The 18,144-nt window shown below is 54.3% G+C and carries 15 protein-coding genes; 10 read left to right on the forward strand and 5 right to left on the reverse strand.

From position 1 onward, the window contains the following. Positions 1-3: 3 nt before the first annotated feature. On the reverse strand, positions 4-1,473 hold the full coding sequence (locus NST26_RS02235) for a sensor histidine kinase (protein WP_340956359.1): 1,470 nt from the start codon (positions 1,471-1,473) through the stop codon (positions 4-6). Continuing rightward, positions 1,470-2,156 (reverse strand): response regulator transcription factor, encoded by a 687-nt coding sequence (locus NST26_RS02240; RefSeq protein WP_339253325.1) that lies wholly within the window; start codon positions 2,154-2,156, stop codon positions 1,470-1,472. The genes NST26_RS02235 and NST26_RS02240 overlap by 4 nt, the downstream gene beginning before the upstream one ends. Before the next feature lie 481 nt (positions 2,157-2,637). Between NST26_RS02240 and NST26_RS02245 the strand changes: the two genes are divergently transcribed. From NST26_RS02245 to NST26_RS02255, 3 genes are all read left to right on the forward strand, one after another. Next, positions 2,638-3,801, forward strand: coding sequence for a glucose-1-phosphate adenylyltransferase (locus tag NST26_RS02245; RefSeq protein ID WP_036722262.1), 1,164 nt, complete (start codon positions 2,638-2,640; stop codon positions 3,799-3,801). A 23-nt stretch (positions 3,802-3,824) separates the two neighbouring features. Then, positions 3,825-4,928 (forward strand): glucose-1-phosphate adenylyltransferase subunit GlgD, encoded by a 1,104-nt coding sequence (glgD, locus tag NST26_RS02250; RefSeq protein WP_036722265.1) that lies wholly within the window; start codon positions 3,825-3,827, stop codon positions 4,926-4,928. Positions 4,929-5,035: 107 nt separating this feature from the next. Then, positions 5,036-7,468 carry a glycogen/starch/alpha-glucan phosphorylase gene (locus NST26_RS02255; protein ID WP_209877890.1) on the forward strand — a complete coding sequence of 811 codons (2,433 nt, stop codon included), beginning with the start codon at positions 5,036-5,038 and terminating at the stop codon, positions 7,466-7,468. A 239-nt stretch (positions 7,469-7,707) separates the two neighbouring features. Here NST26_RS02255 and NST26_RS02260 read toward each other — a convergent pair whose 3' ends face one another. After that, on the reverse strand, positions 7,708-8,187 hold the full coding sequence (locus NST26_RS02260) for a GAF domain-containing protein (RefSeq protein WP_036722270.1): 480 nt from the start codon (positions 8,185-8,187) through the stop codon (positions 7,708-7,710). Positions 8,188-8,418: 231 nt separating this feature from the next. Between NST26_RS02260 and NST26_RS02265 the strand changes: the two genes are divergently transcribed. From NST26_RS02265 to NST26_RS02275, 3 genes are all read left to right on the forward strand, one after another. Continuing rightward, positions 8,419-8,718, forward strand: a complete 300-nt coding sequence (locus NST26_RS02265) for a hypothetical protein (protein WP_036700151.1) — start codon at positions 8,419-8,421, stop codon at positions 8,716-8,718. A 179-nt stretch (positions 8,719-8,897) separates the two neighbouring features. After that, a complete protein-coding gene (locus NST26_RS02270) occupies positions 8,898-9,467 on the forward strand; it encodes a GNAT family N-acetyltransferase (RefSeq protein ID WP_340956353.1) in 570 nt (189 codons plus the stop codon). A gap of 9 nt (positions 9,468-9,476) precedes the next feature. Continuing rightward, a complete protein-coding gene (locus NST26_RS02275) occupies positions 9,477-10,991 on the forward strand; it encodes an MDR family MFS transporter (protein ID WP_036722274.1) in 1,515 nt (504 codons plus the stop codon). A gap of 490 nt (positions 10,992-11,481) precedes the next feature. Here NST26_RS02275 and NST26_RS02280 read toward each other — a convergent pair whose 3' ends face one another. Further along, on the reverse strand, positions 11,482-11,949 hold the full coding sequence (locus NST26_RS02280; RefSeq protein ID WP_036722277.1) for a MarR family winged helix-turn-helix transcriptional regulator: 468 nt from the start codon (positions 11,947-11,949) through the stop codon (positions 11,482-11,484). A gap of 258 nt (positions 11,950-12,207) precedes the next feature. Between NST26_RS02280 and NST26_RS02285 the strand changes: the two genes are divergently transcribed. Next, positions 12,208-13,005, forward strand: a complete 798-nt coding sequence (locus tag NST26_RS02285) for an ABC transporter ATP-binding protein (RefSeq protein ID WP_209877884.1) — start codon at positions 12,208-12,210, stop codon at positions 13,003-13,005. Beyond that, on the forward strand, positions 12,984-14,252 hold the full coding sequence (locus NST26_RS02290) for an ABC transporter permease (RefSeq protein ID WP_340978396.1): 1,269 nt from the start codon (positions 12,984-12,986) through the stop codon (positions 14,250-14,252). The genes NST26_RS02285 and NST26_RS02290 overlap by 22 nt, the downstream gene beginning before the upstream one ends. 140 nt (positions 14,253-14,392) lie before the next feature. Here the strand turns inward: NST26_RS02290 and NST26_RS02295 are convergent, their stop codons facing one another. Next, positions 14,393-15,652 carry a BaiN/RdsA family NAD(P)/FAD-dependent oxidoreductase gene (locus NST26_RS02295; RefSeq protein ID WP_340978397.1) on the reverse strand — a complete coding sequence of 420 codons (1,260 nt, stop codon included), beginning with the start codon at positions 15,650-15,652 and terminating at the stop codon, positions 14,393-14,395. 263 nt (positions 15,653-15,915) lie between these two features. On the opposite strand from NST26_RS02295, the gene NST26_RS02300 reads away from it, so the two are divergent. Both NST26_RS02300 and NST26_RS02305 read left to right on the forward strand, forming a co-directional pair. Then, positions 15,916-17,535, forward strand: a complete 1,620-nt coding sequence (locus NST26_RS02300; RefSeq protein ID WP_340978399.1) for an ATP-binding protein — start codon at positions 15,916-15,918, stop codon at positions 17,533-17,535. Positions 17,536-17,705: 170 nt separating this feature from the next. Then, entirely contained in the window at positions 17,706-18,140 is a 435-nt protein-coding gene (locus NST26_RS02305; RefSeq protein ID WP_036722287.1) for a BrxA/BrxB family bacilliredoxin, read from the forward strand. The last annotated feature ends 4 nt before the right edge of the window (positions 18,141-18,144 follow it).

An 18,144-nucleotide genomic window follows, 5' to 3' on the forward strand; every position in this document is an offset into this window, starting at 1 on the left:
TGGCTAATCCTGCAGGCATGGAAGGGAGACCTTGAAGGCAGCGCCCTCACCCGGAGCGCTGGATACTGTCACCTCTCCGTGATGCGCTTCGGCAATGGACCTCGTAATCGATAATCCAAGCCCGGAGCCGCCGTATTTGCGTGTGCGGGAGGAATCGCTGCGATAGAAGCGGTCGAAGACATGCGGGAGATGCTCCGCAGAGATGCCGGAGCCGTTATCCTTCACGGTCAGCTCTGCCAGTTCTCCTGCGGCGTGCAGAGATATATGGATGATGCCCTTGACCGCATCGGTATGCTGAACCGCATTGTGGAATAGATTAAGAAGAACCTGTCTGATCTGGTCAGGATCAACCAGGCACTGGATGCCGCAGGCCAGGTCGAAGACGACCTGCCGCTCTCCGGCCAGTACCCGCAGCTGCGCCTGCATGTCGTCGATCAGCTCGCCCAGCAGTACCTGCTTGACCTGCAGCCGGGGGGCACCGTCCATCCGGGCGAGCAGAAGCAGGTCCTCCACCAGCTTGTTGATCCGCTTGGCTTCACCGTGCATGCTGCTGAGCGCGCTGTAGAGCTGTTCCCGGTTATCGGCAGCTCCGCGCAGCAGCACCTCCAGGAAGCCGTAGATGGACGTCAGCGGCGTCCGCAGCTCATGGGAAGCATCGGCGGCGAACCGGCGCATCTGCTCTTTCGCCTCCCGCTCATTCTTGAACGAAATCTCCAGCCGCTCCAGCATGCCGTTGAAGGACTGGGAGAGCTGGTCGATCTCAAGCTGGCCCTGCTCCTCGGGGAACCGCACATTCAGGTTGCCGGCATCGATAATCTGGGCCGAACGCCCCATGTTGGATAAGGGGACCAGCGTCTTGCGCAGCGTAGGCAAATACAGCAGCAGCCCGGCCAGCAGAGCCGCTACCGACAATGCGCCGAAGATAAGCAGCTGCTGCAGGATGACATCCCTCAGCGGTCCGGTCTCCACTGTCATCTGCAGAAGCATCCGGGCAGCACCGGGCCTGCCCAGATTCATGAAGACAGCCAGATGTCCGCTGCCATCCCCGGCGGTAATCAACTGGTAATTCCCGCCCCTCTTGTCCTGGGGGAGCTTCAACAGCTGGTCATAAGCCTCATTACTCATTCTCGGTGCAGGCGAAGCGGACAGAGTCTCTTCCTTCAAATCCATGAAGCCGCCATCCTGATTGTAGATAGCGAGGGTAGTATGGGCGTCCAGCAGCAGGGGACGACGGTCTCCTCCGGGTCGTCTGTTACCTGCATTATTGAAGATTTCAAATGGCACAGAGCGTATCTGGGTCTCCATCGCCTCTGCCCGGTTGCTGTATATGAAATTTCGCATGAGTACATACTGGAGTGTGCCGATCAGTATAAGCAATCCTGAGAGAATGAACAGCGAGGTGACGAGCAGCTGCTTGCGCAGGGAACGCGGAGCATGGAATCTGCCCGTGAATCTACGGGTCCGGGCAGTCATACCAGATCCACCCGGTACCCCGCCCCGCGCAGGGTGCGGATGATCCGGTGCTCCTTGTCGCCGAGCTTCTCCCGGAGGGAGCGGATATAGACCTCCACGATATTCTCCTCTCCGCCGAAGTCATAGCCCCACACCTTGTCCAGAATCATCGGCTTGCTCAGGACCAGTCCGTGGTTGATCACCAGATACTGCAGCAGCTCATATTCGGTCGGAGACAGCTCCAGCACCTCCTCCTTATGGCGGATCTCCTTGCGGCGGCCGTCAATCCGGAAGGGGCCGCAGCGGACCTCGCCGAGCAGGCCGGGGAACTGGTTGCGCAGCCGGGCCTGAATCCGGGCCAGCAGTTCCTCGAAGCTGAACGGCTTCACCATGTAATCATCTGCGCCCAGGGACAGGCCCGTGACGCGGTCGTCCACCTCATCCCTCGCGGTCAGCATAATGATCGCCACCTCTGCTTCCTCAGCGCGGAGGCACCGGCAGACCTCGAATCCGTCCATGCCGGGCATCATCACATCGAGAATAACGACATGCGGCTTGAAGTCGGCCGCTGCTGCCAGGGCCTCAGCGCCATCGGCGGCGGTCTGTACCTCAAAGCCTTCGTTAATTAGGCCCAGCTCCAGAAACTGAAGGATATGAGGCTCATCATCCACCAGGAGTAGCCGGACACCTTGGGCTGCTTTCATTAGCAATTCCTCCATATCCAGTAATTAAGTAAGTATAGTATGTCCATAGTTTGAAGCTACAGGTTGAAGGTTTGCTGAAAATAGGTCTTTGGAGCCAAACCTTCGATTCATTCGCGCTGATTGCGGTTAATCATATTAATCTAATTATAGTGATTTATCGCGCCATGAATATGAAATATAGTTAGAAATTACTCAGTTTAAGGCGGGCAATAAAGGGTTTTGACGGCGGGTATAGAACACTATTAGAATAAAGGATACAACCTGGTTTTTGCTTTTGATTCGGCTTAACCGGTAATATGTCCCGATCAGCTGTTTTCCTCCCCGTATCACCCGTATTCATCCTGTCTCTGCATTTCTTTTGGGCTACATCTTTTCACAACACTTCTTTTTAGGGTATTTACTTAGGTCTAACTTCACAGCATCACTCATTCAACCTAATTTATTACATGTTCCATTACCCATAAGTCAAGGAGGCTCTTCCATGAAGAAAAAAGAGATGGTAGCCATGCTATTGGCGGGAGGCCAAGGGAAAAGATTAAAAAGTTTGACCAAATCGATTGCCAAACCGGCTGTTTATTTCGGAGGAACCTATCGGATCATCGACTTCCCCCTAAGTAACTGCTCGAATTCGGGCATCGATACCGTGGGTGTGCTGACACAATATGAACCGCTGGTGCTGCATTCGTATATCGGAGTCGGCAGCGACTGGGATTTGAACCGCAAGGATGGCGGCGTATTCGTATTGCCTCCGCATGAACGGGAGAATGGAAGCAGCTGGTACCGGGGAACGGCGGATGCCATTTACCGCAATCTTAAGTTCGTGGATCAATTCGATCCGGAGCATGTGTTAATTCTGTCGGGAGACCATATATACAAGATGGATTATCATGCCATGCTGCAATATCACAAATCCAAGAACGCCGACTGCACCATCTCGGTCATTGACGTTCCATTGGAGGAAGCGAGCCGCTTCGGCATACTGAATACGGAAGATGATCTGAAGATTTACGAGTTCGAAGAGAAGCCGGCCCAGCCTAAGAGCACACTTGCTTCTATGGGGGTATATATTTTCAAATGGGATGTTCTGCGCAAGCATCTGCTTGAGGACGGGGAGAACGCCGGATCATCCCATGACTTCGGTAAGGACATTATTCCGATGATGCTGGGTGAAGGCCAATCCCTGTACGCTTATCCTTTTGAAGGCTACTGGAGAGATGTAGGTACGGTAGACAGTCTGTGGGAAGCGAATATGGATCTTCTGAGCGATACGCCTCCCCTGAATCTGAACGATACCGGCTGGAGAATCTTCACCCGTAATCCGAATCAGCCCGCACAATATGTGGCACCGGGAGCCAAGGTATCGAGCTGCATCATTAATGAGGGCTGCATCGTGCATGGCGAGGTGAAGCACTCTGTCCTCTTTTACGGGGTTGAAGTGGGCGAAGGCAGTGTCATCACCGACTCTGTCATTATGCCCAAGGTGAAGATCGGCAAGAACGTGAGAATTCATAAAGCCATCATCAGTCAGAACACGGTCATTGAGGATAATATGGAAATCGGCGTCGACCGGGAGAATGAGAATGAAATTCTGCTGATCGACAAACGAAGCAAGAAGCTCAAATCTGTAGCAGCCAAAACCATATAACCACAAGAGGGCGGGGGATTCCGATGAAAGAGCTTATGGGTGTAATTAATCTTGATCATGAATTGGATAATTTAAATGAACTGACCTATTTCCGCTGCGGGGCAGCGGTCCCCTTCGCCAGCCGGTACCGGCTGATTGATTTCGTTTTGTCCAACATGATGCGTGCAGAGCTGGAGAGCGTGGGACTGTTCGTCCGCCGCAAATACCGGTCGCTGATGGATCATCTCGGTGACGGCAAATCGTGGGATATGAACCGTAAGCACGGCGGACTGTTCATCCTGCCGCCAGACTGGAATGACCCTACGGACACCTCCCTGGGAGACCTGCAGCATTATCATAACAATCTGGATTTCTTCAAAAGGGCTTCAGCCAAATACATCGTCTTCTCCGGCAGCCAGCACATTAACACGGTGGATCTGCAGGACCTCTATCAGTATCACCTGGAGCAGGGCGCGGATGTAACGATGGTCTACAAGCAGATTGACGAGCTTCAGCCGGAGCATGATCCGTGTCTGCGGGTCGAGCTTAATGACGACAACCTCGTTACGAATATTCACCATGAGAAGCATCATCCGAATGTGTATCTGGACATCTTCATTATGGAGAAGAAACTGTTCCTGGAGCAGGTGGAGCATTGCATTGCCCATGGCGAGAGCTATTTCTTCCGCGATGCCATTCAGAAGAACCGCCACAAATTCAAAATCTCCGCCTATGAATATAAGGGTTACCATGCCGTTATCAATTCGCTGGAGAGTTACTATAAGAACAGTCTGGAGCTGCTGAAGCAGGAGAATTACTTTGGCCTGTTCAAAGAGAATCCGGTGCAGACCAAGATTAAATACGAGGCGCCTACCCGTTATCTGGATAGTGCGTCGGTCAGCAACTCGCTGGTGGCCAACGGCTGTGTAATCGCCGGGACGGTGGAGAATAGCGTTATTTTCCGGGGCGTACAGATTCGTAAGGGTGCGAGAATTATTAATTCTGTGATTATGCAGAAATGCGTGATTGAAGAGAATGCCGTGATTGAGAATGTGATCATGGACAAAGATGTGCATCTCAGCAAAGACCGGATACTCGTTGGAGACAGCAGGCGTCCATTTGTCATAGCCAAGAGCAGCAAGATATAATATCTGGATCAGGGGGAATGTGCCACTTCGGGGCATTTCTTCTGATCCAGTGTTGTAATAGGCACTATTTTCAACCAATACATGCATCTGTAAGGAGGAACCTGCTGTTGTTCAACGATAAAGAGACTTTCAAACAAGTGTTCCGTGAGAAACTCATCGGGAAATTAGGCAAGCCGCTTGAAGAAGCTTCGAACGCCGACATCTATAATATTCTCGGCAACATGATCCGGGAGAGTGCCGGTAAGGACTGGGCGGACACCAATCAGAAGTTCAAGATCGATAAGGATAAGCAGGTATATTATTTCTCCATGGAATTCCTGATCGGCAGGCTGCTGGGTAATAACCTGCTGAATATGGGCGTGCTGGAGGTTGTCCGTGAGGGCCTCGCGGATCTGGGCTTCTGTCTGCAGGATATCGAAGAGGTGGAAGCCGATGCCGGTCTGGGCAACGGTGGGCTGGGCCGCCTGGCCGCCTGCTTCCTGGACTCGCTCGCATCCCTGCAATATGCGGGACACGGCTGCGGTATCCGTTATAAATACGGCTTGTTCGAGCAGAAGATTGTAGACGGCTATCAGGTGGAGCTGCCCGATTACTGGCTGCAGAATGACAACGTGTGGGAAGTACGCCGCGAGGACAAACAGGTCGAGGTGCATTTCTGGGGACATGTGGACACCCGCTGGGAGAACGAAGAGCTTGTATTCGAGCATAGAGATTATGAAGCTGTACGGGCGGTTCCGTATGATATTCCGGTTATCGGTGCAGACCGCAGACATGTGAACACGCTGCGGAACTGGAGTGCCGAGTCCATCACCCAGCCATCGAGAGTCTTCGGCGCTCAGGGCGGTACGGATTATCACAAGTTCCTGGAATACAAGCGTTCGGTGGAATCTATCTCTGAATTCCTGTATCCCGATGATTCCCAGTACGAAGGCAAGCTGCTTCGTCTGAAGCAGCAGTACTTCATGTGCAGTGCCGGCCTGCAGAGTATTATCCGGACCTTCGCCAAGACGGGGCTGCCGATTGACAGCCTGCCTGACAAGGTAGCTCTGCATATCAATGACACTCATCCTACGCTGGTGATCCCTGAGCTGATGCGCATCCTGATGGATGTCTATCATCTGGGCTGGGATCAGGCCTGGAGCATGACTACCCGGATGGTGTCGTATACCAACCATACCATTCTGAGCGAAGCACTGGAGAAGTGGCCGATCGGCATGGTCAGAGAGCTGCTTCCGCGCATCTTCCTGATTATTGAGGAGATTAACGCCCGCTTCTGCGGCGAGCTGATGAGTAAATATCCCGGAGACCAGGACCGGATCAATCAGATGGCGATCATCCATGACGATCAGGTACGGATGGCACATCTGGCGATTGTCGCCAGCCACAGTGTGAACGGTGTAGCGGCGCTGCATACGGAGATTCTGCAAAAGCGTGAGATGCGGCTGTTCAACGAGATGTATCCGCACCGCTTCAATAACAAGACCAACGGCATTACGCACCGCCGCTGGCTGCAGCATGCCAATCCCGAGCTTGCCGGACTGATCAGCGAGTCCATTGGCACCCGCTGGATGCATCAGCCCCAGGAGATGATCGGACTGATCAAATACAGTGAGGATGCCTCCTTCCAGGAGCAGGTGGCCGCCATCAAACGCCGCAACAAGCTGCATTTGGCTGAATATATCACGAAAAAGCATGGTATTGCGGTAGATCCCGACTCGATCTTCGATGTACAGGTCAAGCGCCTGCATGCCTATAAGCGCCAGCTGCTGAACGTGCTTCATATTATGCATTTATATAATCAAATTAAGGATAATCCATCCATTAATATCGTGCCGCGGACCTTCATCTTCGGTGCCAAGGCTGCTCCAAGCTATCATCTGGCCAAGCGGATCATTAAGCTGATCAATACGGTGGCTGATGTTGTGAACCGAGATCCTGACATTAACGGGAAGATCCGTATCTTCTTCCTGGAGAATTATTCGGTATCGCTGGCGGAGAAGATTATTCCGGCCGCCGATGTTAGCGAGCAGATCTCCACGGCAAGTAAGGAAGCCTCTGGTACCGGCAATATGAAGTTCATGATGAACGGTGCGCTGACGATTGGAACCATGGACGGGGCTAACGTGGAGATGCATGAGATGGTAGGGGACAATAATATGTTCCTGTTCGGCCTCCGGGCAGAGCAGGTACTTGATTATTACCAGTACGGCGGATACCACGCCCGCGATATCTATAATGGCGACGGCCGGGTAAAAGAAGTCTTGGATCAGCTAATCGTCCCTGGCCCCTTCATCTCCCATGCCCAGGAGTTCGATACACTCTTTCAGTCGCTGATTGATAACAATGACGAATTCTTCGTGCTTAAGGATTTCGCCAGCTATGTGGAGACCCATGTCAAGATTGACCTGGCTTACCGGAACCAGAAGGAATGGCTGAAGAAGTCCATCATCAATATCGGCCATTCCGGCAAATTCTCCAGCGACAATACGATTAGCCGCTACGCCGCCGAGATCTGGCATATCGATCCAGTCCGGCTGTAACGCCATCGGTACAGGCTGCAGCTTCATAGCCGCAGCTCCAGTCGGTATAATCAGAACAGCAAAGCAAAAGCCGCCCTATCCAGGAAAAACTCCTGCGTTGGGCGGCTTCTTTGGTACATAAGAATTGATATGTTTTGGGGTCCCCGCAAAGTACCTGAGTCATCATCAAAGCTAAGCTCCACTTTGTGGGGGTATTTTGCGGTTCAGGACTTACTTGCTGCTGATGATGAAGGCTAGCCTTACAGCACCTCGGATACCATGGCTGCGAACCGTTCGAGGAAGCGGCGCTCCTCGTCGTCGAAGCGGTGCTTGAGCGGGCTGTCGATATCCAGTACGCCATAGAGGGTGTCCCCTTTGACCAGAGGAACAACTATTTCGCTGTTAGAGGCAGCATCGCAGGCAATATGCCCCGGGAAGGCATGAACATCGCCGACCACTAGCGTGCGGCGCTCGGCGGCTGCGGTTCCGCAGACACCGCGGCCCAGCGGAATCCGGATGCAGGCCGGAAGTCCCTGGAAGGGGCCGAGCACCAGCTCTGTGCCGTCGTACAAGTAGAAACCGGTCCAGTTGGTGTCCGGCAGAGAGAGCTTTAACAGCGCCGAAGCGTTGGCCAAGTTGGCAATGGCGTTCGGTTCACCCTCCATCAGTGCCCCGAGCTGGCTGAGAACGGCTTCGAACCGTTCGCTGCGAGTGCCATCATAAGGCATGGCTTGAAACATGAAGCATCACCTTCCTGTACCTTGAGTCAGTATGAATCCCATAACTGTTAACTATCAAGATAGTACAGTGAAGCGCTATACGTCAAGCATTAACGGGGGATTAACAGGTTTTACCGCTTAGTGGAAGAAGAGGAAGAAGAAAGGATTACTTAAGCGGGGATGTTTCCGGGAACTCAGGGCAGGGTAATGCTTTTATAAATACAGCAGGCTAGTAGCCAGAAGGAGTGAAACATGCGCGCCGACGTACAGAACTTGTTTATTGGAATCCATATGCTATATTGTGCACATGAGAAGGATCTGACACTAACGGAAATGCTGCCGGAGCTGGAGAACCTGGGGTATCGGGTGGCGGAGCGCGAAGTGAAACAGGAGCTGGAACGGCTGACCCAGGAGAATTTCCTCACCGCCCATGGCGACGCTTATAGTGTCACGGGAACAGGAATCGAAGAGTTCAAAGCCATTCAGGCCAAGCTTGGTGTACTGTGCACCGAAGTGCTTAAGCCAGTTAAGGCAGCGGGTGCTTCGGGTTAAGTCTGAACGTAGCTGCACCGAATGGAATATAACATTAGGGATAAGGTACAGCGTCTGACCGTGTGGCGGCAAGCCATGGGGGCAGACGCTATTTGTGATGGATAAGCGGGAGTGACAGGTAAATACGCCGTCCGGGCAGAATAAGATGTATACTGATAGGGTTGAAAGGGGACGGGGACATGTATGTGTGCGGGGGGGTTATCCCGGAATTAAGCGGACGGAGGGTACGTCTGCGGGCGATGCTGCCGGCGGACGCACAGGCGCTGTTCGCGATTTGGAGCCATCCGGAAGTAGCGCCCTGGCTGGATGGCCCGCCTCTGTCCTCTGTGGAGGATACGGAAGCACTGATTGCCCTGCTGGCGGAGTGGGCGGTGGAGGAAGAGAGCCTGCGCTGGAGCATCCTGGGGCCGGAAGGCCTTGTCATCGGCAGCTGCGGCTATAACCACTGGCAGCTTCAAGGCGCTTACCGGGGAGAGATCGGCTTCGAGCTGTCACCGGCAGCCATGCGCCAGGGGTACATGCAGGAAGCGCTTACGCTTGCGCTTGCGTTCGGCTTCCAGAGCATGGGGCTGAACCGGTTGGAAGCCTTGTGCCATCCGGGCAACCTTCGGGCAGAGCGTCTGCTCACAGGACTTGGCTTCCGGCAGGAAGGCCTGCTGCGGCAATACCGGCATACAGCATCGGGCTATCAGGATGTAGTGATGTATTCCCTGCTGCAAGGAGATACGGGCGCAGGAGAGAGAACATAGAGAGAAGGTATGGATTCATTGAGTTCACTGGGGGACAAGCAGCGGAAGTTAATATTGACAGGCGTACTGCTGGCTACATTTCTGGCAGCGATTGAAGGGACGGTAACGGGTCCGGCGGGGCCGGCCATCGTAGGGGATTTCCAGGGGATGCAGTGGCTGAGCTGGATCTTTACAGCTTATCTGCTGGCGATGGCAGTGACCACGCCGATTTTTGGCAAATTGAGCGATCTGATCGGAAGGAAGCCCGTGTTCATTGGCGGCGCCGTAGTCTTCCTCGCAGGCTCGCTGTTATGCGGAGTCTCGCAGAGTATGCAGCAGCTGATTATTTACCGGGGGATTCAGGGGATCGGTGCGGGGGCGCTGATTCCGATGACTTTTACCATTATCGGAGATATCTACAGTCTGAAGGAACGGGCGAAGACGCAGGGGCTGCTTAGCTCAGTGTGGGGGATTTCTTCGCTGGTCGGGCCGCTGCTTGGCGGTTATGTAGTGGATTACTTAAGCTGGCGCTGGGTATTCGTGTTCAATCTGCCGTTCGGCCTGCTGTCGATTATCTTCATCTCGCGTTATCTTAAGGAAGAGAAGGTCCGCCGCAAGACGAAGATCGATGTAGCCGGAGTGCTGCTGTTCGCTGCGGGAATGGGGGCGCTGCTGTTTGGCCTGACGACTGGGGGGCAGAGTCTGCCCTGGAATTCTCCGCTGCTGCTGGCTATTCTCCTGGCGGCTGTGCTGCTGCTGGTGGTGTTCCTGTTCGTGGAGCGCCGGGCCGCCGAGCCGATGCTGCCGCTGGAGCTGTTCTCCATCCGTAATATTGCAGTCTCTACAGGTGCGAATCTGCTGGTCAGCACGCTCATTATCGGCCTGTCTACGTATGTTCCGCTGTGGGTGCAGGGCGTATTCGGCAAAAGCGCCGCCCTCTCGGGCCTGCTCCTGGCACCGATGTCGGTCGGCTGGATGCTGGGCTCCATCGCGGGCGGGCGGATGATTCTGCGTGCAGGCACGCGCCGTACGGGAATGCTCGGCCTGTCGCTGATTGTTATCGCAGCCGTGGGGCTTACGCTGATGAATGCAGACTCCTCGCAGCTGCTGCTTCTGGTGCTGATGCTATTCTGCGGGGTGGGCTTCGGCTATGCCTCGACCGTCTTCACCATTATCGCCCAGTCCTCGGTGCAGCATGAGCAGCGCGGTGCGTCTACGGCGCTGAACACCTTCACCCGCTCACTCGGGCAGACGGTGGGGGTGGCAATCTTCGGCTCTTGGCTGAACTTCAGTATTGACCGGAGCCTGGCGGAACAGCCGGGGGCAGCCGCCTCCGGCGCAGATATTAACCAGCTGCTTAACCCGCATAGCGGAAGCGTGCTGCCTAAGGAAGCCTGGAGCAGTCTGCAAGGTGCGCTGGAGGGCGGTCTGCACTCCCTGTTCATCGTGATGGCAGTGTTCGCTGTGATCTCCCTGGTAATCTCGGTGCGTCTTGACCAAGGGGTGCCTTCCATACAGGAAGTAAATACACCATCGAAGCGTTAAGCTTCAAGTCTTAGCACGGATTGTCCTGATTAGGAGATTTATCGAGTGAGGGCTTGAACATACAAAAATCGCTCCTTTGGGGATGGATGGCGGATCTTCCATTTACCAGAACGAGCGATTTTTTGTGTTTATTTAGGGAACTATGATTTTCTTCTATTGTGGATTATAGAGAAATCTTGCAAAAAGTGCAAGAATATTGCCCCGTAGGAGCGGTTTATGCTGAAATCCTGCAGGAAATGCAACAAATTTAGCGCTAACTTGCTCTAAACATCGGAATTTGTGCAAATAATGCAACATTGTGCTTCAGTCAGTAACTTTTATAAAGGAATCCTGCAAGATGTGCAACAAAGCTGCTCCTTACAAGCTGCTTACGCCTGATCCTGCTCAAAACAAAGGGCTGTTCCAAGCAGCCGTTACCTGCTTTTTGGAACAACCCCTACATTGGCTTAATTAGTGAATAGATTCACAACCGCCGATTCCTCAACTACCCTTATTTGCGCGGGAGCGGGGAGAGCTTCTCGGCCTGCAGGCCCATCTTCTTCAGCAGCACAATCATCTGTTCCTTCTCTTCGTCGCTGAGTCCGCTGAAGGCCAGATGCAGGCGCTCCGAGTACTTCGGATACATCTCGTTCATTAGGCGTTCGCCCTCGGTAGTCAGCTCGGCAAAAATAACACGGCGGTCACTGGGGCAAGGCTTGCGCTGCAGGTAGCCGCGTTCTTCCAGCTTGTCGATCACATAAGTAACGTTGCCGCTCTGCAGCAGCAGCTTGGCACCGATCTGCTGGATCGGCTGCGGTCCCTTGTAATAGAGAACCTCCATGACTGCGAAGGCGGTCGGGTTGAAGCCTTCGATCTTGCTGCCGGTTACAGCATGCTCGTTAATGCTCTTGAAGGACTTGGCAAAAACTCTGTACAAATGCAGGGTCAACTGAGTATCGCGTTCATAGGATTGTATCATGCTTCTCCACCTCTATTGTTAATCGTACGGGCTTATCCGCACGGTTTGGAATACTTCCTTCCGGATATCTAGCCTTTACAATACGTCAAACAAAGATTGAAAAACATGTCATTTGTCACAATAAGCACACTTTTAATTATAAAAAATTGAACAATCTTTTGAAGGACGGGTAAAGGGTGAAAATTATTGCAGCAAAGGTCCGTCTATGGTGCTATGATCGCATTATATTGAATGATGATACAGGAGATGGAGATAGATATGGAAGAGACAGAAGGCTCAGAGGAACAGAAGGCTCCGAAGCAGACGGAGGACCGGATCAACAAGTATTACGACGACGATGATGACTACGATGAAGAGGATACCGTGCTTGATGTGGTAATTGAGGAAGCAGGCTATGAGGCAGGGGATATCCGCATCTCAGGAATCTCCTTCCAGGTGAGAAAGGGCGAGCTGCTGGGACTGATCGGACCGAACGGGGCCGGCAAAAGCACTACGATCAAGACGCTGCTTGGTCTGCTGAAGCATGCCAAGGCCCGGGTGAAGCTGGGCGGCGAGAACCAGTCCTACGCCTATGTGCCGGAGCAGCCGGTATTCTACGAGGACCTTACCCTGTGGGAGCATCTTGATCTGGCTGCCGCTGCCTACGGCTTAAGCTATGAAGCCTTCGAGTCCACGGCGGAACAGCTGCTGGTACAGTTCAGCATGACCCATGTGCGGGATGATCTGCCGGCGGGCTTCTCCAAGGGGATGAAGCAGAAGATGATGCTCATGCTCGGCTTCCTGGTACAGCCGGATGTCTATATTGTGGACGAGCCGTTCATCGGCCTTGATCCCAGGGCCACCAAGGATTTCCTGCGCCTGCTGGAGGCGGAACGGGAACGCGGCGCCGGGGTGCTGATGTCCACGCATGTTCTGGATACAGCGGAGAAAATCTGCGACAGCTTCATTCTGATCTCCGGAGGCAAAATTGCCGCCGAGGGGACACTTGCGGCGATACGCGGGGAAGCGGGGCTGCCGGAGGGATCGCTGTTTGATTGCTTCGACGAATTAACATGAGCCGGAATTCATTTGCGTTCCCGGCTGCAAGGAATCTCTTAAGACGAAGACTGTTCTCCCATTTCCGGGAGCAGACTGCTATTATCCGTACGGCTGTAGACTGGACGGTCCTGCTGTATATCCTCATCCCGGGGGGCCTTCTCGGCGGCCGCTTCTATTATGGCTACTGGAACGGCAATCTCCCGGGTTGGTTCAGCCATGTACCCTTTGTGGTCGTGCCTTCGCTGCTGGCCATTCTGCTGGCTACCGGAGGTATCGTACTGCTGCTCCAGGAAGGCGATCTGCTGTTCCTGCGGCAGCGGCAGAACTGGATCAGCACGATCCTCAAGGGCGGGATGGTCTATAGCCTAGCGGTAACTGCGCTGAAGATGGCGGCGGTGTACGTCATTCTGCTGCCGTTTCTGATCCGCGGCTACGATCTGAGCACGGCAAGCGCCTATGGCCTGCTGGCGCTGACCATAACCTGTGGCTGGGCCGTTAAGCTGCTGGGCCATATCGTCAAGGTACAGCGGCAGGGCTTCCGCCGCCGGCTGTGGCTGATCCTGGCGGTGGCCGTACCCTGCGGGATCTACCTGCGTCTCGCGCTCTTCTGGAAGGACAGCCCGGCCCTTCTGTTCCTGGCGGCAGCCGCCTACGCGGTAGTGACCGTTCTGGCCTTCAGAGCCCGCCTGCGTCTGCGCGGTACGTTCATGAATGATGTGCGCGAAGACTACAAGCAGCGGATGAGAATTGCAGCGATTCTGCTGCGCCGTGTGCTGGATAAGCCGCGGCCGACACGCTATAAGCCCTGGATCTTCCGCAAGTCACAGCCGCTGCTGGCTTCGAAGCTGCCCGAGAGCCGCTTCGCCGCCGCAGGGATGAAGGCGCTGCTGCGCAATCCGGCCCACCTCAAGCTGTATTTGCAGTTCACCGGGGTGTCGCTGGTGGCCATTCTTATTGTGCCGGTAGTGCTGAAATGGCTGCTGTACGCCATCTTGACTTGCCTGATGGCCTACTGGCTGACCTCCTTCTGGAATCTGTTCTCCGGGGATGATTATATCGGCATTCTGCCGTTCACCAAGGAGCAGAAGGCGGACGCCGGCTCCAAGGCGATGCCCATTCTGCTGACGCCCTTTGCCGTCCTGTGCTCCGCTATGCTCTGCATTCCGGCCTACGGCTGGTTGGGCTTGCTGATCTTTATCCCTGTCGGGGCTGCCGCCGGAATCTGGATCGGCCGTATCTTCAGTGTCATAAGGTTTGCAAGATAATAGCAAAGAGCCTTCCTCCACAAGCCGGGTGAAGGCTCTTTGCTGTTACGGCTCTTCTGGCTGTCACTGGCAGCATCCGGGATGTTTCTCAGATCGCAGGCCAGACAGAAGAAGCTAACTATAGGCGCTGCTTATGCGCCTTACTGCTCCGCCGCATGCTTACCGGCAGTATAGCCGGTAGAGAAGGCAGCGGTAATATTATAGCCGCCGGTATACCCGTGAATATCGAGAATCTCACCGCAGAAATAGAGGCCTGCGGTCAGCTTGGACTGCATGGTCTTGGGGTCGATCTCCTTGAGCGCAACTCCCCCGCCGGTCACAAAGGCTTCCGCCAGCGAACGTGTCCCATGAACCTGAACGGGCATCCGCTTCACCAGGGCAGCCAGCGCCCCCAGGCCAAGCTTGGGCAGATGATGGCCTGTAATCTCCCCGTCCAGCCCGCTCTTCGCCAGCAGCAGCGGGATCAGGCGCTCGGGCAGCAGGCCCTTCAGCGAATTGCGGATCGCCTTCTTCGGCTCCAGATCGAGCTTATTCTGGAGCATAGACTCCGCCTCCTGAAGGGACAGGTCCGGGAACAGGTCGATGGACATCTCCACGGTATCGGTTCCCGACTTCTGCTGAACCTGGCGCAGGAACTGGCTGCAGCGCAGCGCAATCGGGCCGGATAAGCCGAAATGGGTGAAGATCATATCCCCCCTGTGGGAGATCACCTTCTTGCCCTTCTGATTCCAGACGCTCAGCGTGACATCGCGGAGGGACAAGCCCTGCAGCTCCCCGGATTTGATCCACGCCTCCCGGGAGAGAATGGGGACCTCGGTCGGGAACAGCTCCGTGATCGTATGTCCGGCGGCGGCAGCCCAAGGGTACCCGTCGCCGGTAGAGCCGGTCTGCGGCACGGACTTGCCTCCGGTGGCGATGATTACAGCCTTCGCGCCGAACGCTTGGCCTGACTCCAGGCGGATGCCCCGGACGGCTCCTTCCCCGTAGAGAACCTCACGGACCGGGCTGTCCGTCATGATCTGCACACCAAGGCTCCGCACTTTGCCTATCAGAGCGGATACTACGCTTGCGGCCTTGTCCGATACAGGGAACATCCGCCCGTTATCCTCCTCCTTCAAGGCAATGCCCAGCCCCTCAAAGAAATCTATAATATCCCGGTTGTTGAAATGATCAAACGAGCTGTATAAAAAACGGCCGTTGCCCGGAATATGGGCGATCAGCTCCGAGGTCTCCTTTATATTGGTAACATTGCAGCGCCCGCCGCCCGAGATTCCCAACTTGCGGCCCAGCTTCGCCCCTTTGTCGATCAGAAGTACGGACGCTCCGTGTCCGGCTGCGGCTACGCTGGCCATCAGCCCGGACGGGCCGCCTCCAATGACGATTACATCGTAGTTACTCATTCATTTGCTCCTTTTGCTTATTGCGAGACTCTATTAACGGCATCATACCATTCCAGGCGGAGTGTAGCCAGGTCCAAGCGACCGAAACCTGATTATCGTTGTCAGGAATGCGCGGTTATGCTTTAATCTAAGTGGAAAAGGAATTTTAACCAATTTGAGGAGTGATTGCAATTATTTATGCGGTAAAGGATATTTTATTGCAAATATCGGCTGCCTGCATTTTTCTGTTTCTCTTTCAGTGGAGGCTGGACCGGGGCCATCCCTTGCGCAGGAACATCAGGTTTCCGGATGACCAGACCTTTCTGATGATCTGCTGCGCGCTGGGGATTACGCTGTGCATGGCACTGTCGGCCACGATGTTCGGGTTGGTCTATTTGAATCTGGCTATTCTCCCAGCGTATATTGGGATCTTATATGGTAATCTGCGCTCCAGCGTCTACCTCGCGCTATATTTCTTCTTCTGTACTGCATTGTTCTCGGTGCCCTCAGGTCTGGAGCATCTCTTCCTGAATACAGGGGTGCTGCTGTATCCGCTGCTCTTCGGTATGTCCGGGATGTTCAAGAAATCTGCGATACCCGGCAAAATCTTCATCCTGTGGGGCGCACTTTTCCCGAGCATGTTATTCATAGTCATTGTACCGAATATACAGGGCAGGAACGTCATGGATATACCTCCCAGCGAAGCGGCTCTCGCCGGACTATACGGATTAACGGCCTTAATTCTGGGCGCCTTGTTCATCATCTATATCGATAAGGCGTGGGACAAGCTGCAGGTTAGGGTCCAAATGCAGGGAATCTCGGAGAAATTCCAATGGGAATCGGAGAAGCTGCAGCAGATTACAAATGTGGTTCCGCTGAATATTATGGAGTTCGATGACAACGGGTATGTGACAGAGGTAAATGAATATATGCTGAGCCTGATGCAGCGTCATTGTCCCTTGTTGACCAGAGAGTTTATTTTGTCCAGGCCGGCTAGTGATATCTTCGGCCAAAGCATGGATCAGGCTACCCTGGACCGGTTACAGGCGGTTCTGAGGAGCAGACAGCGCTCCAATACCAAGATCAGGGTCGATTCGATGACCTATCATATTTTTACCGCGCCGCTCCAGCATGAATCGGGACTGCCGGGCGGCATCGTCATGATTATTCAGGATTTGACGGAAGAGGAGAAAATGCGCAGTGAGCTTGACAATGTCGAGCGCCTGTCGCTGGTCGGGCAGATGGCTGCGGGCATTACGCATGAGATCCGTAACCCGATGGCGGTAGTTCGCGGCTTCCTGCAGCTGATGCGGGAGAAAAGCCCGGAGGAGCTCCACTCCTATTATCATATTGTCATGGAAGAGCTGGACCGGGCCAACAGCATCATCAATGACTTTCTGTCGCTGGCACAGACCCGTGTATCGGACAAGGAGCCTGCCGGCCTCCAGCATATTCTGGAGGAGCTTACGCCGCTGATCTGGGCGGATGCCAATCTCCGCGGCCAGAGTGTGGAGCTGAAAATCAGCCCGACGATGCCGCTGCTGCAGCTGAATGTCCGAGAGATCAAGCAGCTGATTCTGAATCTGGCCCGCAACGCCATGGAGGCGATGGAGGCCAAGGGCGTACTGACGCTGGCTGCCTATGAGCATGAGGATAACGTGCTGCTGATTATTACGGATACCGGAGAAGGCATGCCCCAGAGCCAGCTGAATCAATTGTTCACTCCGTTCTTCACCACCAAGAGCCAGGGGACAGGTCTTGGCCTGCCGCTCTGTCTCAGTATTGCGGAGCGGCATAATGGAACGATCCGGGTAGAATCGGAGGTAGGGTCCGGGACCTCGGTCATCGTTACTTTTCCGGTGGAGTCCAGAGAGGGAGCGGTCCAGAGCCCTGTATATATGTAGCAGATTTCACGGGGACGGCACCGTTTCGGGGCTGTGCAGCGGCAGGCTGCGTCTCTTGCTTTCGCAGAGTATGTATGTATAATAAAGTTAGCAAGTAGTGCTGGAACGCGGTAACGTTATCCGGGTTCTGACCTTATCTCAATTCAAGTGATGAAGGAGAGTGCAGAGAAATGTCCATGTCTTTTAATCAATATATGAGAGATTCTATCCAACCTATGCGCGACGATCTGACAAGCATCGGATTTCAGGAGCTATTGACCCCGGAGGATGTGGAAGCAGCCCTTCCGGCAGCCAAGGGAACTTCGCTGGTTGTTGTGAACTCCGTATGCGGCTGTGCCGCCGGACAGTGCCGTCCAGGGGTAGCCCAGGCGTTGCAGAACGAGATTCTGCCGGATCACCTGTTCACCGTATTTGCCGGGCAGGAGAAGGAAGCTACCGCCAAGGCGCGTGAATTTTTCGCACCGTATCCGCCATCATCCCCTTCCATCGCGCTGATGAAGGACGGCGAGCTGGTTCACTTCATCGAACGTCACGGTGTGGAAGACCGTTCGGCCGCCGAGATTGCTGCGGAGCTGAAGGAAGTTTTTGACCGCGTGTGCCAGTAATAAT

Source organism: Paenibacillus sp. FSL R7-0128 (assembly GCF_038002245.1).
Lineage (GTDB): Bacteria > Bacillota > Bacilli > Paenibacillales > Paenibacillaceae > Paenibacillus_AQ > Paenibacillus_AQ silagei.

What these genes read in the sequence shown, in the direction of transcription:
- NST26_RS02235 (WP_340956359.1), bottom strand. Translation starts at nt 1,473, where the DNA reads ATGACTGCCCGGACCCGTAGATTCACGGGCAGATTCCATGCTCCGCGT.
- NST26_RS02240 (WP_339253325.1), bottom strand. Translation starts at nt 2,156, where the DNA reads ATGAAAGCAGCCCAAGGTGTCCGGCTACTCCTGGTGGATGATGAGCCT.
- NST26_RS02245 (WP_036722262.1), top strand. Translation starts at nt 2,638, where the DNA reads ATGAAGAAAAAAGAGATGGTAGCCATGCTATTGGCGGGAGGCCAAGGG.
- glgD (WP_036722265.1), top strand. Translation starts at nt 3,825, where the DNA reads ATGAAAGAGCTTATGGGTGTAATTAATCTTGATCATGAATTGGATAAT.
- NST26_RS02260 (WP_036722270.1), bottom strand. Translation starts at nt 8,187, where the DNA reads ATGTTTCAAGCCATGCCTTATGATGGCACTCGCAGCGAACGGTTCGAA.
- NST26_RS02265 (WP_036700151.1), top strand. Translation starts at nt 8,419, where the DNA reads ATGCGCGCCGACGTACAGAACTTGTTTATTGGAATCCATATGCTATAT.
- NST26_RS02270 (WP_340956353.1), top strand. Translation starts at nt 8,898, where the DNA reads ATGTATGTGTGCGGGGGGGTTATCCCGGAATTAAGCGGACGGAGGGTA.
- NST26_RS02275 (WP_036722274.1), top strand. Translation starts at nt 9,477, where the DNA reads ATGGATTCATTGAGTTCACTGGGGGACAAGCAGCGGAAGTTAATATTG.
- NST26_RS02280 (WP_036722277.1), bottom strand. Translation starts at nt 11,949, where the DNA reads ATGATACAATCCTATGAACGCGATACTCAGTTGACCCTGCATTTGTAC.
- NST26_RS02285 (WP_209877884.1), top strand. Translation starts at nt 12,208, where the DNA reads ATGGAAGAGACAGAAGGCTCAGAGGAACAGAAGGCTCCGAAGCAGACG.
- NST26_RS02295 (WP_340978397.1), bottom strand. Translation starts at nt 15,652, where the DNA reads ATGAGTAACTACGATGTAATCGTCATTGGAGGCGGCCCGTCCGGGCTG.
- NST26_RS02305 (WP_036722287.1), top strand. Translation starts at nt 17,706, where the DNA reads ATGTCCATGTCTTTTAATCAATATATGAGAGATTCTATCCAACCTATG.